The sequence below is a fragment of the Enterobacter sp. UPMP2052 genome, assembly GCF_053709675.1.
On record NZ_JBSKJR010000001.1, the window covers coordinates 1,622,537 to 1,641,423 of the forward strand.

Consider the following 18,887-nt stretch of genomic DNA (forward strand, 5'->3'; position numbering starts at 1 on the left):
AAATACCGGCGATTAAGCCGGTATTTTATTTAGTGGGTGACGCTTCGCTTACCCGCCCTACGTTTATGTGTAGGCCCGTGCAAGCGTCGCGCCGCCGGGCAAAGAAGCGTTACTTCGCCTTCAGTGCCAGCGGATTCAGTTTCAGCTCATTGTAGTGGCTCACCCACGACGAGTATCTCTCCGGCGCAGACCAGACGCGGTAGTGCAGGCGCGCCATTGTTACCGGATCGCTCAGCAGCACCAGACGACGGTCGCGGTTGAGTTTCTCCGGCGTCTCGTTCAGCGCCTGCTCAACGTGACGATCGCGGGCAATCTCCAGTACATGGCTGGCACGGTGACGCGCGGTAGCCATTGCGGTGGCCAGGGCGTTAAACGACGGGTTAAACACCGCGTGCATAAAGCCATCTGCCAGCGAGCGGCTGCGGTTCAGCTCGAGATAACGGTCGGTATCCACCAGCACCTGCGGCGGGGAATACTCTTCCGGGATCAGGAACAGCTTCCAGCGTTTAGTGCGCAGGCCAACCGTTGAGCGGCTGGAGATCACCGACACAAACGGCGACAGGATCAGGGAGAAGACAATCGGAGCCAGCCAGAACAGGAAACGCAGATCCAGCCACGCCATCCCGGCCGCCCACACCAGCCCCAGCAGCAGCTGCGAACCGTGACGCATAAAGGCTTCGCTCCACGGCGTGGAGTCATCGTCACGCTGCGGCGAGTTCCAGACCACTTCCCAGCCCAGGAACGCGCTCACCACAAATACGGTGTGGAAGAGCATACGTACTGGTGCCAGCAGGACGGAGAACAGCACTTCCAGCAGCAGCGACAGCGTCACGCGGCAGAAACCACCGTACTCTTTAGAGCCTTTACACCAGATCAGCACAATACTGAGCAGTTTTGGCAGGAACAGCAGCACCATGGTCGACGCAAACAGCGCAATCGCCAGTTCCGGACGCCACTGCGGCCAGACCGGGAACAGCTGGCGCGGTTGCAGGAAGTATTGCGGTTCCGTCAGCGCGTGGACAACCTGCAACGCCGTCGACAGCGCCAGGAACATAAACCACAGCGGTGCAGACAGATAAGACATCACGCCCGTCAGGAAGACCGCACGGTGAACCGGGTGCATCCCTTTCACCAGGAACAGGCGGAAGTTCATCAGGTTACCGTGACACCAGCGGCGGTCACGCTTCAGTTCATCCAGCAGGTTCGGCGGCAATTCTTCGTAGGAGCCTGGCAGATCGTAGGCGATCCAGACGCCCCACCCTGCACGGCGCATCAGCGCGGCTTCAACAAAGTCATGCGACAGGATAGAGCCTGCGAAGGAGCCTTCGCCCGGCAGCGGCGCAAGCGCACAGTGCTCGATAAACGGCTTCACGCGGATAATGGCGTTGTGACCCCAGTAGTGGGATTCACCCAGCTGCCAGAAGTGCAGACCCGCGGTAAACAGCGGCCCGTAAACGCGCGTCGCAAACTGCTGACAGCGTGCGTACAGCGTGTCCATTCCGGACGCTTTTGGCGAGGACTGAATAATCCCGGCATTCGGGTTAGCTTCCATCAGGCGAACCAGGCCGCTCAGACAGTCGCCGCTCATCACCGAGTCAGCATCCAGAACCACCATGTAGCTGTACTGGTTGCCCCAGCGACGGCAGAAGTCATCGATGTTACCGCTTTTACGCTTCACGCGACGACGACGACGGCGATAGAAGATCTGCCCTTCGCCCTGCACTTCCGCAATCAGCTCCATCCAGGCTTTTTGCTCTGCCACGCAGATATCGGGGTTATAGCTGTCGCTAAGAATGTAGACGTCGAAATGCGCCGCGTTGCCGGTCGCCTTAACGGACTCCCAGGTGGCGCGAAGACCCGCGAATACGCGGTCAACGTCCTCGTTACAGATAGGCATAATCAACGCGGTACGATGCTCGGGATTCAGGGGTTCATCCCCGACCGTCGACGCGGAAATGCTGTATTTGTCGCGGCCCATCAGCAGCTGCAGGAAGCCCATCAGCGCGGTCCAGAACCCGGCCGATACCCAGCAGAACAGCACGGCGAACAGCAGGAGGATGCCGCTCTGCAGAATATACGGCAGCAGCTGCATAAAGGAGACCCAGATATCCTGGCCTATCATGTCAGCAGGGTTAATCAGCGCCCAGCCCTGATAAGGCAGGATCGTCTTCATGTACCACGTCGCAACGACCGTCTGCGCCAGCGTCAGCAGCAGCAAGGTATAGCGACGCAGCGTACCCACGGTACGCCATTTCTGCTCAGAGGCCTGCTCTTCTTTGGTCAAACGGGACAGATAGCGCGGCGTAACTTCACGCCCGCGCAGGCGATCCCAGAAGCGGCCCACCGGGTTGGTGCGCCAGGGATCGGGGAACATCGAGGAACGCGTTGCTTTCGGCATTGCCTGAAGCTGGTCGCGCCCTTCATCGTCCTTAATCAGCTGCCCTTCTGCCAGCGAGTCCGGCCACGTACGCTCCAGACGCATTTTGACTGACCCGAGCGGTGAATCATCCTCACGGGTAAAGTGACGATGTTCACCATCCAGGGCGGCATGCACCGCCTGAATGTCGCTCCTGGGCAGTGCCGCTTTTTCAATATCCGTCAGCGGCATCGCATCAATATATTCAGTTGTATTATTCATTGGCAGGTAGCTGATAGCTCCAGGTTTCGCTCAGTGGCTGATCTTCACTGACCAGCGCAGCACGCATTTCAGTGGTCTGTTTCGGATCTTTCACTTTCACACGCAGGGTTAAACGCCACCCTTTGGTTACCGGGTTATAACGCACAGCATTTTCCACAATCTCACCGTTATCACCGATGCTGGCCTGGGCGGTCACTGCGGTATCCGGGGACAGTTTTTTCATGTCCTGGCCGGTGAAATCCACCACAAACGCGACGGTGCCGTCCGGCTGACGGATAAGGTTAGATTGCTTCACATCGCCCGTAGAGCGACGCGTCTGCATCACATACGCATTGTCCGGCGCGTGCAGTTTATCTTCGTCACGGCTGAAGGTAATCGCGTACTTGAAGTTCATCTCTTTACCGGCTTCCGGCAGCTGATCCGGCGTCCAGTAAGCGACGATGTTGTCGTTGGTTTCATCGTTGGTTGGAATTTCAACCAGCTCGACTTTGCCTTTGCCCCAGTCACCTTTCGGCGTTACCCAGGCGCTTGGGCGCAGGTCGTAACGGTCGTCCAGATCCTCAAAGCGAGAGAACTGACGGCCACGCTGCAGCAGACCGAAGCCCTGCGGGTTTTCCATAGCGAAACTGCTGACGGCCAGATGTTTCGGGTTGTTCAGCGGACGCCAGATCCATTCGCCGTTACCGGCATGGATGGAGAGACCGTTGGAGTCGTGCAGCTCAGGGCGGAAGTTGGTTGCCGGAGACGGCTGGTTAGGGCCGAACAGGAACATGCTGGTCAGCGGTGCCACGCCCAGCTTGCCTACTTTATCGCGCAGGTACACTTTGGACTGCACGTCAACAACCGTGTCACGGCCCGGCATGATCACGAAGCGATAAGCGCCGGTCGCACGAGGGGAGTCCAGCAGCGCATAAATCGTCAGACGTTTGTCCGTAGGTTTAGGACGTTCGATCCAGAACTCGCGAAAACGCGGGAACTCTTCACCGGATGGCAATGCCGTATCAATGGCCAGGCCACGCGCGGAAAGCCCGTACACCTGCCCTGCGCCAATCACGCGGAAGTAGCTGGCGCCCAGCATGCTGACGATTTCGTCGTTTTTATCTTTGCTGTTGATCGGGTAAAGCACCTTGAAGCCTGCGAAGCCGAGGTCTTTCACCGTGTCTTTGTCGTGCTGTACGTCGCCAAAATTGAAATAATCCGGGCTGTACTTGATTTTACGGACCGCGGTCGCCGTCACTTCATTGATGGCAACAGGGGTGTCGAAATACATACCCTGGTGATAAAACTCAAGCTTGAACGGGGTTTTAATGTTGTTCCAGTACGCTTTGTCATGGTTGAACTGGATCTGCTGATAGTCCGCGTATTTCATGTCGCGGAAAACGGAGGGCAAGTTACTTTTCGGCGCTTCGTAGCTCTTCCCCGCCATCGATTTTGCCTGTTTTGCGACGTCATCGATGTTAAAGGCCAGAGCCGATGAGGTATACAGTGATAACACCACTGCAGCACCCAACCAACGCATTTTCATCATTTGTTGTTTATGTTTCATAATAAGTAAGCACTTCCCCCTTTGTGTGCTTATATCGATCCGATCCATTTTAATGGAAACTCAGGCAATCCGACAACATTATCACTGCTTTGTTCAGCTCGCTGGCTCATGGATTAAGCAAATGAAAGAACCCGCTTTTCACTTTGCGTGCTTATCCTGGAGACAGGGTGTCGGTCTTGGTGTAGGGTTGGCTCCGAATGTAACCATTATGAGTCTTAGGGATAAGGCGAAAAGTCTGAGAATGCACAAAGTTATATGAGCACAACACCCGTACAACGCGAATATTTCCTCGACTCGATCCGGGCATGGTTGATGCTCTTAGGGATCCCGTTCCATATTTCACTGATTTACTCGAGCCACACCTGGCACGTTAACAGTCTTGCGCCTTCCTGGTGGCTTACGCTGTTCAATGACTTTATTCACGCCTTCCGTATGCAGGTGTTTTTCGTCATCTCGGGCTACTTCTCCTACATGCTTTTCCTGCGCTATCCGCTTAAGCGCTGGTGGAAGGTGCGCGTGGAGCGCGTGGGCATCCCGATGTTAACCGCCATTCCCCTGCTTACGCTGCCGCAATTTATTATGCTGCAGTATGTCAACGGTAAGGCGGCAAACTGGCCTACGCTTTCGCTGTATGAAAAGTACAACACCCTGGTCTGGGAACTAGTTTCTCACCTCTGGTTCCTGCTGGTGCTGGTCGTGCTCACTACGGTGAGTCTGGTGCTCTTTTCCCGGCTGCGCCGCCACGTCAGCGAAAAATCCGATGCGTTCTTTGCCAACATTACCCTCGGCAAACTGTCGCTGCTCTTTCTGGTGCTGGGCATAATCTATGCCGCCATCAGACGCACGTTGTTTATCGTCTACCCACCGATTCTGAGCGACGGGCTGTTTAATTTCGTCGTTATGCAAACGCTGTTCTACCTCCCCTTCTTCCTGATTGGGGCGCTGGCGTTTGTCTATCCGCAGCTGAAATCGCTCTTCACGACCCCTTCTCCGTGGTGTGCGGCGGGCGCGGCGCTGGCGTTTGCAGCCTATCTGCTGAACCAACGCTACGGCAGCGACGACGCGTGGATGTATGAAACCGAGAGCGTGATTACCACGCTCATGGGGCTGTGGATGGTGAACGTGGTGTTCGCTCTGGGCCATCGCCTGCTGAATTTTAAATCCAGCCGCGTTACCTACTTCGTCAATGCGTCACTGTTTATTTATCTGGTGCATCACCCGTTAACGCTGTTCTTCGGGGCGTTTATCACCCCGCACATTGCCTCGAATACGGTGGGCTTCTTTACCGGGCTGGTCTTTGTGATTGGGATTGCGATTGTGCTGTACGAGATCCACCTGCGGATCCCGCTGTTGCGTTTCCTCTTCTCCGGCAAACCGCAGGTTAAAGCCTGATAGCAGAGCGGCGCCCATCTGGCGCCGCTTTTTTTATCCGATACCTAACTCCTGCTCGCGCTGGATCAGCATCTGCTCATACAGACGCGCCGTCTCTTCATCAAAACAGACAAAAATGACCTTCTCCGGCACAGGCTTGAGCGAGAGATAGTGATAAACCGTGTTTACGGCTATCCTGGCGGCCTCGGCTTTCGGATAGCCGTACACGCCCGTACTGATGGCCGGAAATGCCATGGTGTTATAGCCATTGTCAGCCGCGAGGCGCAGGCAGTTACGGTAGGTCTCTTCCAGTATGCTGGCCTCGTTACGGTCTCCACCGTGCCAGACAGGCCCCACGGCGTGGATGACGGCTTTGGCGTTCAAATCGCCCGCGAGCGTAATGACAGCATGCCCCGGCGGGCACTCGCCCTGCTGCTGGCGCACCACCTTACAGGCTTCAAGCAGCTGCGGTCCGGCAGCCCGATGGATGGCACCATCAATACCCCCGCCCCCCATTAACGATGGATTTGCCGCGTTGACGATCACGTCAACCCGTAGCGTGGTGATATCGCCCTGGACGATCTCTATTTGTGGTTTCATATTTCCCCCTGCTCTCCACCTTTCGGTTCAGTGTATAGCAGAGGGAATTCAATGAAAAAGGGATTTGAATGGCCCCCGGCCTGAGACGGGGCAAGAAAGACTCAACGGTAGTCGAGTTCAACGACCGCTAATTTCTTCTCTGGATCCAGGTACTTCATGCTGACCTGCACCGTATTTGCAGACGTATGATGTCCATCCAGGGCATCCTGATAACTGATGTGCGTTGTTTGCATCCGCCCGTTTTGAGGGCAGGTTAACGCAAATTTCTGATGTTGAGGGTTTACCACGCAAGGGTCTTCCACGATCTGCCCGCGGAAGTGGATCACGCCGCCCTGCGCCGTGGTGGCCGCCATCGCGGGAGTTAGCGCAGCGGTACAGATAAAAGCAATGCCAGAGATGAATCGGGAAATGGACGCAGCCATCAGTAGCTCCTCAATGATAAATCGTCCTTGAGGGGTTGATATGTTCCTTGGTACAGCCAAAACGTCACTCTGATCCCTTGCGGCCACGTAGCGCCGCTCTCATGATCATAGTAATAACTCCCGGGTGGCGCCATCTCACACAAATTATTGATTTGATGAATATTATGACGTCATCACTCAGAGGACGGCCAGCGTTGCGTTAAATGTAACGATTCGCCGTCGGAGACAGTAACTACAAGCGTTACCGAGTCGAGGGCGTGAATATTAACGCTCAGGCGTGAAAGATCTATCGGCTGATTGGCGGGAATATTTAAGGTATTTCGCTGCGTCGAGGTGCTGTTGCCCCCCAGTCCATGGCGGCTAAAATCAATATGTACCTGACAAAGACAGGCGTGCGTCAGGGTGACCTGCGGAATGATGGTGGTCATCTCGCCCTCTTGCGAGGTTTTGAAGGTAATTTGGCTGGAGAGCGCAGCAAGGAGGACTAAGGTATGCATGATGAACTCCCGAAAAAAAACAGGGCGCAGGCCCTGTTTTATGTCGAACTGAAGTTTGTCTTAATACTGATGCGCTGTCGCGTTGTTACCGAAGCCAACCTGCTGAACAGTCACAGTAGAGCCGGAAGCCGTTTGATCAACCGCCGCACCGTTACCACCACCAAACTGGCTCACGGTCATTGTGGAGTCTTTACCATTCCACTGATCGAGCGTTGCGCTGTTACCGAAACCGTTCTGGGTCAGGGTAATGGTGCTGTCATCGGAACCTTGTCCGACATCCGCGCCGTTACCGCCACCGCTCTGGCTGATGCTCAGGGAGGAATCCCGGGCGTCTGATTGCAGTGCAAGAGCTGAGTTACCGCCGCCGTACTGGTAAATGCTCAGGGTTGAATCAGGACCATTATTATTATGACCGCCACCATGACCCCAGCCGCCTTGATTAATAAGACCTGCCATAGCACTACCTGAAACGACGATTGCTGCAAGTGCTGCCACTTTGATAAATTTCATGGTAAACCCCCATCGGATTGATTAAAGTCGCCGCGAAACAGCTAGCGTTGAATAACGCGAATGGCCATTTGCGACTGTCTTTGCACTACAACTGCGGTTTTCTGCGTACCGTACTGCGTAATATTGGCTTTATTACCCGAGCCTTTTTGGATAATCATCGCCGTGTTACCAAATGCCCCTTGCGTAATACTCGCATCGTTCGAACTGCCACTCTGCGCGATATAGGCAAAGTTATAAGTCCCTGATTGATCAACTCTCGCTCGGTTTCCTGTCCCCTCCTGGGAGACAACAGACAGTAATTTAGAACCGCCCTGCCGAACCTGAGCGTCATTATTTACGCCCTGCTGACCAATAATGGCTGCCTGATTTAATGAGGAACGACTTAATTCATTCACCGCGAAGTTATATTCAGCATGTGCTAAATCTGAACCTGCCGCGGTGACAAACCCAGGCACTCCCAGTAATGTAAACATCATAAATAACGAGCTGTTTTTCATGTTGTCACCCTGGACCTGGCTATATATCAACAGTTATGTGACCTCGTGTTAACTCATTCATCATTTTGTTAACGCGTCGTTACGGTGATGAGTATGTCCGCCGAAACATTTTAAATATCTCACCCGCGCGGCTTATTTTTATTTAGGGCATCACCTCAAAGTATTAAATAAGGCCAAAAAAGCGCTGCGTTCAGATAATGTGAGTTTTTATTCTGCGACGCCGTTAAGCCCTGCATCACACCGGAGAACGCGCTGCCGCGCCTTATCCAGAGCCTGTTTACCGTTTCGCTTAACAACATCTTGTTCATGCCGTGACACAAATCGTGTTTTCTTAAGATGATTCCCATGGATTTTTCAGGCGTAGATTTTTTTGCTGAGTCATACCTTAACAGCAGCGAGGAACAATAAATATATCGCTTTAAAATCATGGTGATACATTTATTTGTATGATTTTTAAAAACTGTCCATAATTATTACTCTGTACAACTTTCCTATCAAATCCTCACAATTCTCCGCCTAGTATTTCACAAATTAATATTGATTTTTACATCTTGTTACACCATTAACACTTGCTTTAAAATTCGTAATAGCTAGATTGAAATCAGAAGTAAGCAATTCGTTTTATATTTACCTCCTGCTGGAGGTTATGGTCTGATTTTACACACAGCAGTGCAACATCTGTCAGTACTTCTGGTGCCCTCTTTTAATTAAGAGGGCAGCTGCCAGGTGTCCTAAAAAGTGGGGTTTCATCATGTTTAATGAAGTCCATAGTTTACAGGGTCATACGTTACTGTTGATCACAAAGCCTTCTTTACAAGCGACCGCCTTATTACAACATTTAAAGCAATCGCTCGCACTGAACGGTAAACTGCACAATATTCAACGCTCTTTTGATGATATTGCCTCAGGCAGCATCATTCTTCTTGATATGATGGAAGCGGATAAAAAGCTTATCCATTACTGGCAAGATAACTTAAGCAGGAAAAACAATAATATCCGTGTGCTGTTATTGAATACCCCTGATGAGTATCCGTTCAGAGACATTGAAAGCTGGCCGCATATCAATGGCGTTTTTTACGTCACTGAAGAGGAAGGCCGTGTCGTTGAAGGGTTGCAGGGGATATTGCGCGGTGAATGTTATTTTTCGCAGAAGCTTGCCAGCTATCTCATCACCCATTCCGGAAACTATCGCTACAACAGTTCAGAATCTGCCCTTCTCACTCACCGTGAGAAAGAGATCCTCAACAAGTTGCGCATAGGCGCCTCCAATATTGAAATCGCCCGTTCGTTATTTATCAGCGAAAATACCGTAAAGACGCATCTTTATAATCTTTTCAAGAAGATAGCCGTTAAAAACCGGACCCAGGCGGTGTCATGGGCAAACGATAACCTCAGGCGTTAATAACATGAAACGCACGTTGAGTTGGATTGCCGCAGCGGGCATTCTGCTCGCTGCCGGGAAACTCCAGGCCGTAGAGGTTGAAGTTCCCGGGCTGTTAACTGACCACACCGTCTCGTCCGTCGGGCACAATTTTTACCGTGCTTTTAGCGATAAATGGGACACGTCGTATCCTGGAAATATCACGATTAACGAACGGCCCAGTGCGCGATGGGGAAGCTGGATAACCATAACGGCCAATCAGGACGTTATTTACCAGACATTTTTATTCCCCACCAAAATAGACTTCGATAAAAACGTTGACTTAGCACTGGCACATACTGAAGACGCTATTAATCGCCTGCAAATAGATAAAGCGCTATTAAGCACCCGCGATTTAGCAAAAGACGAATTCTAGTCACCCAATATTCGGAGGCTGTCATGCGTATTGCATATGCAGTGGTTTCGTTAATGCTTATTACACCTGTAAGCTGGGCCGGGAATATGACGTTCCAGTTTCGTAACCCTAACTTTGGTGGCAACCCTAACAACGGGGCATTTCTGCTCAACGAAGCTCAGGCTCAAAACTCGTACAAAGACCCCAGCTATGAGGACTACAGCGTTGACACGCCCTCTGCGCTGGACAACTTCACCCAGGCGATTCAGTCGCAGATTTTAGGCGGCTTACTCACCAATATTAATACCGGTAAACCCGGGCGAATGGTGACGAATGACTTTATTGTCGATATAGCCAATAAAGACGGACAGCTTCAGCTCAATGTGACTGATCGTAAAACGGGGAAAACATCCACCATTCAGGTGTCCGGTTTACAAAATAACGCCGCTGATTTCTAAACAACCACGAAATAAGGACAATGACCATGCAGCGCTTCCTGTTAATTGTTGCAGTGTGCTTATTAAGCGGATGTTTAACTGCTCCGCCAAAAGAAGGTGCAAAACCGACATTAATGCCTCGGGCCCAAAGCTACCGTGATTTAACGCATCTCCCGTCGCCTACCGGAAAGATATTCGTCTCGGTTTACAATATTCAGGATGAAACGGGACAGTTTAAGCCTTATCCGGCCAGTAACTTCTCTACGGCTGTGCCGCAAAGCGCCACCGCGATGCTGGTCACCGCTCTGAAGGATTCACGCTGGTTTATTCCGCTGGAACGTCAGGGGCTACAGAACCTGCTGAACGAGCGTAAAATCATTCGTGCCGCGCAGGAAAATGGCACCGTGGCGAATAACAACCGTATGCCGCTGCAATCGCTGGCGGCGGCCAACGTCATGATCGAAGGCTCGATAATCGGTTATGAAAGCAACGTTAAATCCGGCGGCGTGGGTGCGCGCTATTTTGGTATTGGGGCAGATACCCAGTATCAACTTGATCAAATAGCGGTGAACCTGCGCGTGGTCAATGTCAGCACCGGGGAGGTGCTGTCGTCGGTCACCACCAGCAAAACCATCCTCTCGTATGAGGTGCAGGCTGGGGTGTTCCGCTTCATCGACTACCAGCGCTTGCTTGAGGGTGAAATTGGCTATACCTCTAACGAACCGGTGATGATGTGTCTGATGTCCGCCATCGAAACGGGGGTTATCTTCCTGATTAACGACGGGATCGACCGCGGACTGTGGGATCTGCAGAACAAGGCCGAAGCGAAAAACCCGGTTCTGGTAAAATACCGCGAAATGTCCGTTCCGCCGGAATCCTGATCCGACGCGCATAAAAAAGGCGAGAACGTTATCTCGCCTTTTTTTATTCACTGAGTGCCGTGGCGTTTTGCGTTCGCTCCCGCCGGGCAGCCAGCCAGAGGCCGCTGTTTTTCATCGCATAACCAAACAGTAAGCCCAGCACCAGCGATGGCACCACCAGCTGCCAGTCACCCTGCCCTGCAAAAGTTGCGCAAGCGCCCATAAAGGTACCCGGGACAAACGACAGCAGAAGATGTTTCGCCTGAATGCACATCAAAAAGGCCACCACGCCCGTCATGACATACCCCAGAATCTCTAGGTGCGGTGCCAGCGCGCTGCCCTTCATGATCACCATCGCCCAGACAACGCCGCTCATCAACGTACAGCCAGAGATAAACAGCCCTTTCAGGCCGCCCTGAGGGCAGGCGAAATAGGCAGTGCAGCCCAGGAAACCGGCCCAGCTCAGCAAACCGAGAGACACGGCCACCCATCCCCACAGCCCGGAGAGAATGCCTGTTGTAAGTGCAATGCAGAGTAATATGTTCATGGCGCGCATATTAGCAGAAGCGCGCCATGAAAATGCGATCATGAGCACATTATGTGCAAGATGAAATGTATCGTTGCAGAACTTATGTGATTCAAATCACTCTTCGCTCTCTTCTTCCAGTTCATCCCACATTGCGGCAATAGCGTCACGGGTCAGCGGGGCCAGCGTTCGCCAGAAAGGAGATGTCGCGTGCGCTTCCACTTTGCCGAGGAAGGTGCCACACCATGGCAGCAGGTATTCTTCAAACAGGGTCTGGATGGCGTCATTTTCATCGTCGCCCGCATGATCTTCAATCCAGGAGGCCGCCAGCAGCAGCGTCCCGATGTGGTCGGCCGGGGTATCCGTCAGCGGCATACCGCGCTCGGATAAAAAGGCGCGCACTTCCGCTTCCGTTGCGCCTTCCTGCCACGCAGAGCGATACGGCGAAACGCGACACTCGTCGCCCACAAACAGGGCATTGAAGTCGGTTGAAATCTGCTGCATATCGCAGCTCTTCTGCAGCCGCTCCAGTAACGCATCCTGTTCCAGCGGCCAGTTCTGCGCCAGCTTCCCTTCACGAATCAGCGTGAAGAGCGGAACCAGCAGCGGATCCTGCGGCTGACGATAATAGAGCGTACCCAGCACGCGGCAGAGGATGGAAAACTCATTCATTTTTTTATTCCGTTACGTAATTAAAGGTCGACAAATTCATCGATCGGCGCCATTCCGCGCGATTCCAGAAAATCAAGCATGCGGCGCGGGGTGACGTTCAGGATCCGCTCCTCCGGGAACCCAACGTCATTCAGCACCTTCAGGCACTCGCTGAAATCGCCGAGGGTAAACGCCGTGTGTGAATCGGATCCCAGGGCTACCATGCCGCCAGCATCCCGTACCGCCGCAGCAATGTTGCGGCAGTTAGCTTCACTGCCCTTGCGGGAGTGAACGAAAGAGGAGTTGTTTATCTCCAGCGCCACGCGGTGTTTCGCCGCAGCCTGCGCAACCGCCTCGATATCAACAGGGTACTTCGGATTTCCCGGATGGCTGATGATATGCACATTGCCGCTGGCAATGGTGGCAATCATCGCCGCGGTATTGGTCTCTTTGTCCTGCGGCGCAAAAACCGGCTCATGGAAGCCAGCAATAATTAAATCCAGCGAGGTCAGCATCGGGCCGGTGCAGTCAATTTCACCGTCGGTATTCTTAATGTTCGCTTCGATGCCGCGCAGTATCCCGACGCCATCCACCAGGCGTGGCCAGATACGCATATTCACGAAGTGCCAGTAGTGCGGTGCATCAGACATATCAGGACCGTGATCGGTAATGGCAAACAGCTTGATGCCTTTACGCTTTGCTTGCGCGATGTAGTCATGAAGGGTGCTGTAGGCGTGAGTGCTGGCGACGGTGTGCATATGCAGGTCAACGGGATACATCTTTCTCTCCTCGGCTATTTTTTCAAAGGATAGCAGTTATCAGCGGCGAATATTAGCAAAAACCCGGCCAACGCCGGGTTACTGTCAGTATCCACGCTGTCTGTCGACCTGACCGGTGACGGTTTTTCCTTTTTCAATCTCGCTGATGGTGTGAGAAATGTACGCCACGGCTTCGGCAGGCCGCGTGACCGCCGCAATGTGCGGCGTCATCGCCACCCGCGGATGCGCCCACAGCGGGCTTTCTTCTGGCAACGGTTCACGGCTGTAGACATCGAGCATTGCACCTTTCAGCTTACCGCTGTCCAGAGCTTTAATCAGATCGGCTTCCACAAGGTGAACGCCGCGCGCGAGGTTCATGACGTAGCTCTGGTCTGCCAGCTGGTTCAGCAGTTCGCCGTTGATGATGCCCACGGTTTCAGCAGTATTTGGCAACAGGTTTATCAACACGCGGGTGTCTTTCAGGAACGCTGGCAGCTCCTGTGTTCCTGCAAAGCTGACTACCCCCGGATAATCCTTGCGGCTGCGGCTCCAGCAGCGCAGCGGGAACCCCCACGGGGCAAGGGCTTCGGCCACTTTCGATCCCAGTACGCCGGCCCCGAGAAGACCAATCGTGAAGGTCTCGCGGGGGTACTCAGACAGCGGCTCCCAGCGGGCCTGCTGTTTCAACGCCTGATAGTCATCAAAACGGCGGAACCAGTGCAGTACCTGGCTAACTGCATACTCCTGCATTTGCTGACCCATGCCGGTGTCTTCCAGGCGGAACAGCGGAATATGTTCCGGCAGCATTTCCGGGTGGGCTTTCAGTTTACTGAGGATCGAATCCACGCCAGCGCCCAGGGCAAATACGGCTTTCAGCTCGCGGCCCTGCAGCATTTCTACCGGCGGGTGCCAGACCAGCGCATAGTCAGCATGGTCGTTATCACCGCGTTTCCACTCACGTACCCGTGCGCCCGGCAGCGCCGCTGAAAGTGCATTAATCCAGTAAGCCGTATCAAAAGTGGGGTGATAGAAAATAATATCCATAGTCATTCCTGCCTTTTATTGCGCTGTTTTATTTTCATTTTCAACTGGATTGCCAGCATAACAAATTTCATCGTCATCCGCGTTGCTGATAAAAAAGACGGTTTCCGTGCATTTAGGAATCAGGTTGCCTGAAGTTTGTCTAAACGCACGACATTACTGAAAAAGTGAGTTGACGGCAGTTCGGCTTTTCCTTACATTAGCGCCCGTCCCGACAACAACGGGATGACAATATGGTGAGGTGTCCGAGTGGCTGAAGGAGCACGCCTGGAAAGTGTGTATACGGCAACGTATCGGGGGTTCGAATCCCCCCCTCACCGCCATATTTGAAGAAGAGCTCGCATGAAAATGCGGGCTTTTTTTGCATGTTGCACACTACCGGGGGGATGAGAACCCCCGACCGGGGTTCGACAACGGGCGGCAGCCCGTTGGACAGACTGGGCGCGCAGCGAACAGGCTGCCCGCAGGGCGAGCGCAGCGAGTCAATCCCCCGCTCACCGCCATATTTAAAGAAGAGCCCGCATGAAAATGCGGGCTTTTTTTTTGCATGTCGCACTTTACCCTTGTGCGGTCTGGGCCCCTCACCCTAGCCCTCTCCCCAGGGGAGAGGGGATTATTACTCCTCCACCATACGTGCATACTCTTCGGTGAGAAAATCCACCAGCGTTCTGACGGATGGCAACAGCCCGCGCCGGGACGGATAAACCGCGTGGATCACTTCTCGCCTTGGCTCCCAGTCTTCCAGTACCCGAACGAGTTCACCGGAGGCAAGTTGCTCTTTTACCATCAAAATCGGCAATTGCACTACGCCCACACCCGCCATCGCCGCTTCGCGTAGCGCCAGCATGTCGGTGGTAATAAAGCGCGGCGTGAAATGGATCTCCGCTTTTGCGCCCTGCGGACCGCAGAGATCCCATTTATGTACCTGTTTACCGGCTCCCATGCTTAAGCCCGGCCAGTCGTTCAGCGCCGAGGGGGTAAGCGGTGCGCCCAGGCGTTCAACCAGCTGCCGCCCCGCCACCAGACAATGTCCCCTGTCGGCCAGCACCCTTAGAACCAGATCGCTGTCATCAAACGGACGCGGCCGCACGCGGATCGCCACATCAATCCCCTCGGCAACCGGATCGACCCGCCGATTGGTTGCCTCCAGCTGCAGATTGATGCCGGGATAGCGCGCCAGAAAGCGTGCCAGCATTGGCCCTACGTGGACATGCAGCAACGTAACCGGACAGGTGATCCTGACGATACCGCGCGGTTCGGCCTGCAGCGCAGCCACGGCCTCCTCTGCCGCCTCTGCTTCCACCAGCATTGCCTTACAGTGCTGATAGAACGTCTGCCCGACCTCCGTCACCGTAAATTGCCGCGTGGTACGCTGAATTAAGCGCACGCCAAGCCGCTCCTCCAGCTGAGCTATCCGGCGGCTCAGTTTCGATTTAGGCTCATCAAGCGCCCGCCCCGCTGCCGCAAATCCTCCGTGCTCGACCACTTTCACAAACCAGGCTAAATCGTTGAGATCCTGCATACCCTCTCCATCGTTCCACAAACGGAACAGTGAGTGTCATTTTCACGCTCTACCGGAATATTAGACCTGAATATAAGCTAATTACATCATCAGAACATCAGGAGTTCATCATGAAACAGGTCACAGGCGTTTATACCGCACCGCGACAGCACTGGGTCGGCGACGGTTTTCCGGTTCGCTCGATGTTTTCTTATCAGACGCACGGTGAACCGCTCAGCCCGTTCCTGCTTTTGGACTACGCCGGTCCCTTTACCTTCCCGGCTGACGGGGCAAAACGCGGCGTTGGTCAGCATCCTCATCGTGGATTTGAAACGGTCACCATTGTCTATTCCGGCGAAGTGGAGCATCGCGATTCGACGGGACAAGGCGGCGTGATTGGACCGGGCGATGTGCAGTGGATGACGGCAGGCTCGGGCATTTTGCACGAAGAGTTTCACTCCAGCGCGTTCTCGCAAAAAGGAGGGGAACTCAAAATGATGCAGCTGTGGGTTAACCTGCCTGCGAAAGACAAAATGGCCGCACCCGGCTATCAAAGCATCACCAAAGAGACGATCCCGGTGGTGACGCTGCCGGACGACAGTGGAACGCTGCGGGTGATCGCAGGCCGCTACGGCGAGACTGACGGCCCGGCCCGAACGTTCTCCCCGCTGAACGTCTGGGATATGGCGCTGAATCAGGGAAGCTACCACACGTTCCATCAGCCCGAAGGCTGGAGCACAGCGCTTGTGGTGCTGGAAGGAAGTGTCACGGTGAACGGCACTGCCCAGGCGGGTGAAGCGCAGCTGGTGGTGCTCAGCCAGCAAGGTGACAGCGTCCACCTGGAAGCCAACAGCGATACCAAAGTGCTGCTGATGGCGGGCGAACCGCTGAACGAGCCGATCGTCGGTTACGGCCCGTTTGTGATGAACAGTAAAACCGAAATCGCAGAAGCTATCCGTGATTTCAACTCAGGCCGTTTTGGTCAGATCCTCTCGTCATAAAGGAGAAGAACATGTCTACACCTGCAAATTTTAACGGTTCCCGCCCGGTCATTGATGCGAATGATGCGGTCATGCTGCTTATCGATCATCAGAGCGGGCTGTTCCAGACCGTTGGTGACATGCCTATGCCGGAACTGCGCGCCCGTGCGGCAGCACTGGCAAAAATCGCAACGCTTGCGCAGATCCCGGTGATTACCACTGCATCCGTTCCGCAGGGGCCAAACGGACCGCTGATCCCGGAGATCCACGCCAACGCGCCGCACGCCCAGTACGTAGCCCGAAAAGGTGAGATTAACGCCTGGGATAACCCGGAGTTTGTGGCGGCGGTAAAAGCCACCGGGCGTAACACGCTGATTATTGCCGGGACCATCACCAGCGTCTGCATGGCGTTCCCGTCCATCAGCGCGGTGGCGGACGGCTATAAAGTGTTTGCGGTGATTGATGCCTCTGGCACCTACAGCAAAATGGCGCAGGAGATCACCCTGGCCCGTGTGGTTCAGGCGGGCGTTGTGCCAATGGATACCGCTGCCGTGGCCTCCGAGATCCAGCGGACATGGAATCGTGAAGACGCTGCACAGTGGGCTGAGGTTTATACGCATATCTTCCCGGCCTATCAGCTGTTGATCGAAAGCTACGGCAAGGCGCAGGAGGTTGTGAAAAACGGCGAAATGCTCGATTCACAGCGTTAATACCCGGTGCTGCGACCTAAGCTGATTAAGGCTTAACCGAACAAGCACGAATACAGAAAATCTGCTTGACCGTTTTAGCGCAACTCCCTATAGTAGCGCCCCGTTGCCCCCCAAGCGGTCAGGCAGCAAAACAATATGGTGAGGTGTCCGAGTGGCTGAAGGAGCACGCCTGGAAAGTGTGTATACGGCAACGTATCGGGGGTTCGAATCCCCCCCTCACCGCCATATTTGAAGAAGAGCTCGTACGAAAGTACGGGCTTTTTTTTGCATGTTGCACACCCCCGGGGGATGAGAACTCCCGACCGGGGTTCGACAACGGGCGGCAGCCCGTTGGACAGACTGGGCGCGCAGCGAACAGGCTGCCCGAAGGGCGAGCGCAGCGAGTCAATCCCCCCTCACCGCCATATTTGAAGAAGAGCTCGTACAAAAGTACGGGCTTTTTTTTTGCATGTTGCACACTACCCTTGTGCGGTCTGGGCCCCTCACCCTCTCCCCAGGGGAGAGGGAAAACGTCCTAACCTTTGGTAAAACCGCACCGGCCCCGTAGGCCGGGTAAGCGCAGCGCCACCCGGCGCAACAAACTGCACAAAAAAACAAAGCCCGGTTCCCCGGGCCTTGAACACAACACGTCACTCAGTAGTACGCTTGAAGCGTTCGCTGGCACAGCGCCGAACGCACGCAGTCATCTTTGGTAAAGCGTACCACCCCAATCATCTCGTCTTCTTCAAAACGAGCCATGGCGTCACTCAGGCCGGACTTGACGCCCGACGGCAGGTCGCACTGGGTGATATCGCCATTGACGATGACCGTCACGTTCTCCCCGAGGCGCGTTAAAAACATCTTCATTTGCGCAGCGGTCACGTTCTGAGCCTCGTCAAGGATCACGACCGCATTTTCAAATGTACGTCCGCGCATATAGGCGAACGGCGCGATTTCCACCTTGCCAATCTCTGGCCGCAGGCAGTACTGCATAAAGGATGCGCCCAGCCGCTTCACCAGCACGTCATAGACGGGCCTGAAGTAGGGGGCAAACTTCTCTGAGATATCTCCGGGTAAGAAACCGAGATCTTCATCAGCCTGCAGTACCGGACGGGTGACAATAATTCTGTCCACGTCCTTATGGATCAGCGCCTCTGCCGCTTTGGCCGCGCTAATCCAGGTTTTCCCGCATCCGGCTTCACCGGTTGCAAAGATGAGCTGTTTACTCTCGATAGCATTCAGGTAGTGCGCCTGAGCTTCATTCCGCGCCACAATTGGGGAAGTATCACGGCAGTCCCGCGCCATGCCAATTGCTTCTACGCCACTCATCTGCACAAGCGAGGTGACCGACTCTTCTTCACGCTGTTTATGACTACGTGAATCCCGTCTCAGCACACGTTTTGCTTCGCGACGAGCTTTGATCACTGCTTTTTGTCTTCCCATGGATAGCACCTTGAGTTGTTGGTATTCATCACACGCGCCAGCGTCGGCACGATTATGCGCACAAACATCAGAGGGTTGGCTTCCTTGTAAGCCATTGCTTGCTTTGCCGGATGACGACACAAAACGGCTACGCGCACCATTTTGC

General features: G+C 54.2%; 20 protein-coding genes and 2 tRNA genes. 9 read left to right on the forward strand and 13 right to left on the reverse strand.

Annotated elements, in window-relative coordinates; translation table 11 throughout:
- Positions 1–109: 109 nt before the first annotated feature.
- Together mdoH and mdoG are read right to left on the reverse strand one after the other, a co-directional pair.
- Complete coding sequence (gene mdoH, locus ACWKX3_RS07610; RefSeq protein WP_058609164.1) at positions 110–2,638, reverse strand: glucans biosynthesis glucosyltransferase MdoH; 2,529 nt, start codon at positions 2,636–2,638, stop codon at positions 110–112.
- Entirely contained in the window at positions 2,631–4,166 is a 1,536-nt protein-coding gene (gene mdoG / locus ACWKX3_RS07615; protein WP_167519807.1) for a glucans biosynthesis protein MdoG, read from the reverse strand. Before mdoG ends, mdoH begins: the two co-directional genes overlap by 8 nt.
- Positions 4,167–4,439: 273 nt before the next feature.
- Between mdoG and mdoC the strand changes: the two genes are divergently transcribed.
- Positions 4,440–5,576, forward strand: a complete 1,137-nt coding sequence (gene mdoC, locus ACWKX3_RS07620) for a glucans biosynthesis protein MdoC (RefSeq protein ID WP_454541542.1) — start codon at positions 4,440–4,442, stop codon at positions 5,574–5,576.
- Positions 5,577–5,609: 33 nt separating this feature from the next.
- Here the strand turns inward: mdoC and ymdB are convergent, their stop codons facing one another.
- The 5 genes from ymdB to csgB all read right to left on the reverse strand — a co-directional run bounded on the left by ymdB (position 5,610) and on the right by csgB (position 8,081).
- On the reverse strand, positions 5,610–6,155 hold the full coding sequence (gene ymdB / locus ACWKX3_RS07625) for an O-acetyl-ADP-ribose deacetylase (RefSeq protein WP_454541543.1): 546 nt from the start codon (positions 6,153–6,155) through the stop codon (positions 5,610–5,612).
- Between the two features lie 101 nt (positions 6,156–6,256).
- On the reverse strand, positions 6,257–6,577 hold the full coding sequence (locus ACWKX3_RS07630; protein ID WP_006174634.1) for a fimbrial protein: 321 nt from the start codon (positions 6,575–6,577) through the stop codon (positions 6,257–6,259).
- Between the two features lie 173 nt (positions 6,578–6,750).
- Positions 6,751–7,074, reverse strand: coding sequence for a curli assembly chaperone CsgC (gene csgC, locus ACWKX3_RS07635; RefSeq protein WP_058609166.1), 324 nt, complete (start codon positions 7,072–7,074; stop codon positions 6,751–6,753).
- A 60-nt stretch (positions 7,075–7,134) separates the two neighbouring features.
- Positions 7,135–7,584, reverse strand: coding sequence for a curli major subunit CsgA (gene csgA / locus ACWKX3_RS07640; protein WP_006174632.1), 450 nt, complete (start codon positions 7,582–7,584; stop codon positions 7,135–7,137).
- A gap of 41 nt (positions 7,585–7,625) precedes the next feature.
- On the reverse strand, positions 7,626–8,081 hold the full coding sequence (gene csgB / locus ACWKX3_RS07645) for a curli minor subunit CsgB (protein ID WP_006174631.1): 456 nt from the start codon (positions 8,079–8,081) through the stop codon (positions 7,626–7,628).
- A 751-nt stretch (positions 8,082–8,832) separates the two neighbouring features.
- On the opposite strand from csgB, the gene csgD reads away from it, so the two are divergent.
- Genes csgD through csgG form a run of 4 tightly spaced genes read left to right on the forward strand, consistent with a single transcriptional unit; the run spans position 8,833 to position 11,174 of the window.
- Positions 8,833–9,483: a biofilm master transcriptional regulator CsgD gene (gene csgD, locus ACWKX3_RS07650; protein ID WP_006174629.1), complete on the forward strand. Its 651-nt coding sequence runs from the start codon at positions 8,833–8,835 to the stop codon at positions 9,481–9,483.
- Between the two features lie 4 nt (positions 9,484–9,487).
- Positions 9,488–9,877, forward strand: coding sequence for a curli production assembly/transport protein CsgE (gene csgE / locus ACWKX3_RS07655; protein ID WP_454541544.1), 390 nt, complete (start codon positions 9,488–9,490; stop codon positions 9,875–9,877).
- Between the two features lie 23 nt (positions 9,878–9,900).
- Positions 9,901–10,314, forward strand: a complete 414-nt coding sequence (gene csgF / locus ACWKX3_RS07660) for a curli production assembly/transport protein CsgF (RefSeq protein ID WP_042319506.1) — start codon at positions 9,901–9,903, stop codon at positions 10,312–10,314.
- A 26-nt stretch (positions 10,315–10,340) separates the two neighbouring features.
- Positions 10,341–11,174, forward strand: coding sequence for a curli production assembly/transport protein CsgG (gene csgG / locus ACWKX3_RS07665; protein WP_042319504.1), 834 nt, complete (start codon positions 10,341–10,343; stop codon positions 11,172–11,174).
- Between the two features lie 43 nt (positions 11,175–11,217).
- Here csgG and ACWKX3_RS07670 read toward each other — a convergent pair whose 3' ends face one another.
- The 4 genes from ACWKX3_RS07670 to ghrA form a co-directional block, all read right to left on the reverse strand.
- The gene (locus tag ACWKX3_RS07670) at positions 11,218–11,700 is read right to left on the reverse strand and encodes a DUF1097 domain-containing protein (protein ID WP_148401647.1); all 483 of its coding nucleotides are present in this window, start codon (positions 11,698–11,700) and stop codon (positions 11,218–11,220) included.
- A gap of 96 nt (positions 11,701–11,796) precedes the next feature.
- Positions 11,797–12,351 (reverse strand): TorD/DmsD family molecular chaperone, encoded by a 555-nt coding sequence (locus ACWKX3_RS07675; RefSeq protein WP_137271919.1) that lies wholly within the window; start codon positions 12,349–12,351, stop codon positions 11,797–11,799.
- A gap of 20 nt (positions 12,352–12,371) precedes the next feature.
- The gene (locus ACWKX3_RS07680; RefSeq protein ID WP_454541545.1) at positions 12,372–13,109 is read right to left on the reverse strand and encodes a PHP domain-containing protein; all 738 of its coding nucleotides are present in this window, start codon (positions 13,107–13,109) and stop codon (positions 12,372–12,374) included.
- Positions 13,110–13,193: 84 nt separating this feature from the next.
- Positions 13,194–14,132 (reverse strand): glyoxylate/hydroxypyruvate reductase GhrA, encoded by a 939-nt coding sequence (ghrA, locus tag ACWKX3_RS07685; RefSeq protein WP_058609171.1) that lies wholly within the window; start codon positions 14,130–14,132, stop codon positions 13,194–13,196.
- A gap of 232 nt (positions 14,133–14,364) precedes the next feature.
- On the opposite strand from ghrA, the gene ACWKX3_RS07690 reads away from it, so the two are divergent.
- A tRNA-Ser gene (locus tag ACWKX3_RS07690) sits at positions 14,365–14,452 on the forward strand.
- Positions 14,453–14,745: 293 nt separating this feature from the next.
- Here the strand turns inward: ACWKX3_RS07690 and ACWKX3_RS07695 are convergent.
- The gene (locus ACWKX3_RS07695) at positions 14,746–15,651 is read right to left on the reverse strand and encodes a LysR family transcriptional regulator (protein ID WP_202561965.1); all 906 of its coding nucleotides are present in this window, start codon (positions 15,649–15,651) and stop codon (positions 14,746–14,748) included.
- Between the two features lie 110 nt (positions 15,652–15,761).
- Here ACWKX3_RS07695 and ACWKX3_RS07700 point away from each other — a divergent pair, with 110 nt between their 5' ends.
- The 3 genes from ACWKX3_RS07700 (at position 15,762) to ACWKX3_RS07710 (ending at position 17,545) form a co-directional block, all read left to right on the forward strand.
- Positions 15,762–16,631, forward strand: coding sequence for a pirin family protein (locus ACWKX3_RS07700; protein ID WP_454541546.1), 870 nt, complete (start codon positions 15,762–15,764; stop codon positions 16,629–16,631).
- An 11-nt stretch (positions 16,632–16,642) separates the two neighbouring features.
- Positions 16,643–17,320, forward strand: coding sequence for an isochorismatase family protein (locus tag ACWKX3_RS07705; RefSeq protein ID WP_006174618.1), 678 nt, complete (start codon positions 16,643–16,645; stop codon positions 17,318–17,320).
- A gap of 137 nt (positions 17,321–17,457) precedes the next feature.
- A tRNA-Ser gene (locus ACWKX3_RS07710) sits at positions 17,458–17,545 on the forward strand.
- A gap of 408 nt (positions 17,546–17,953) precedes the next feature.
- Here the strand turns inward: ACWKX3_RS07710 and phoH are convergent.
- The gene (gene phoH / locus ACWKX3_RS07715; protein ID WP_006174616.1) at positions 17,954–18,742 is read right to left on the reverse strand and encodes a phosphate starvation-inducible protein PhoH; all 789 of its coding nucleotides are present in this window, start codon (positions 18,740–18,742) and stop codon (positions 17,954–17,956) included.
- Positions 18,743–18,887: the final 145 nt, after the last annotated feature.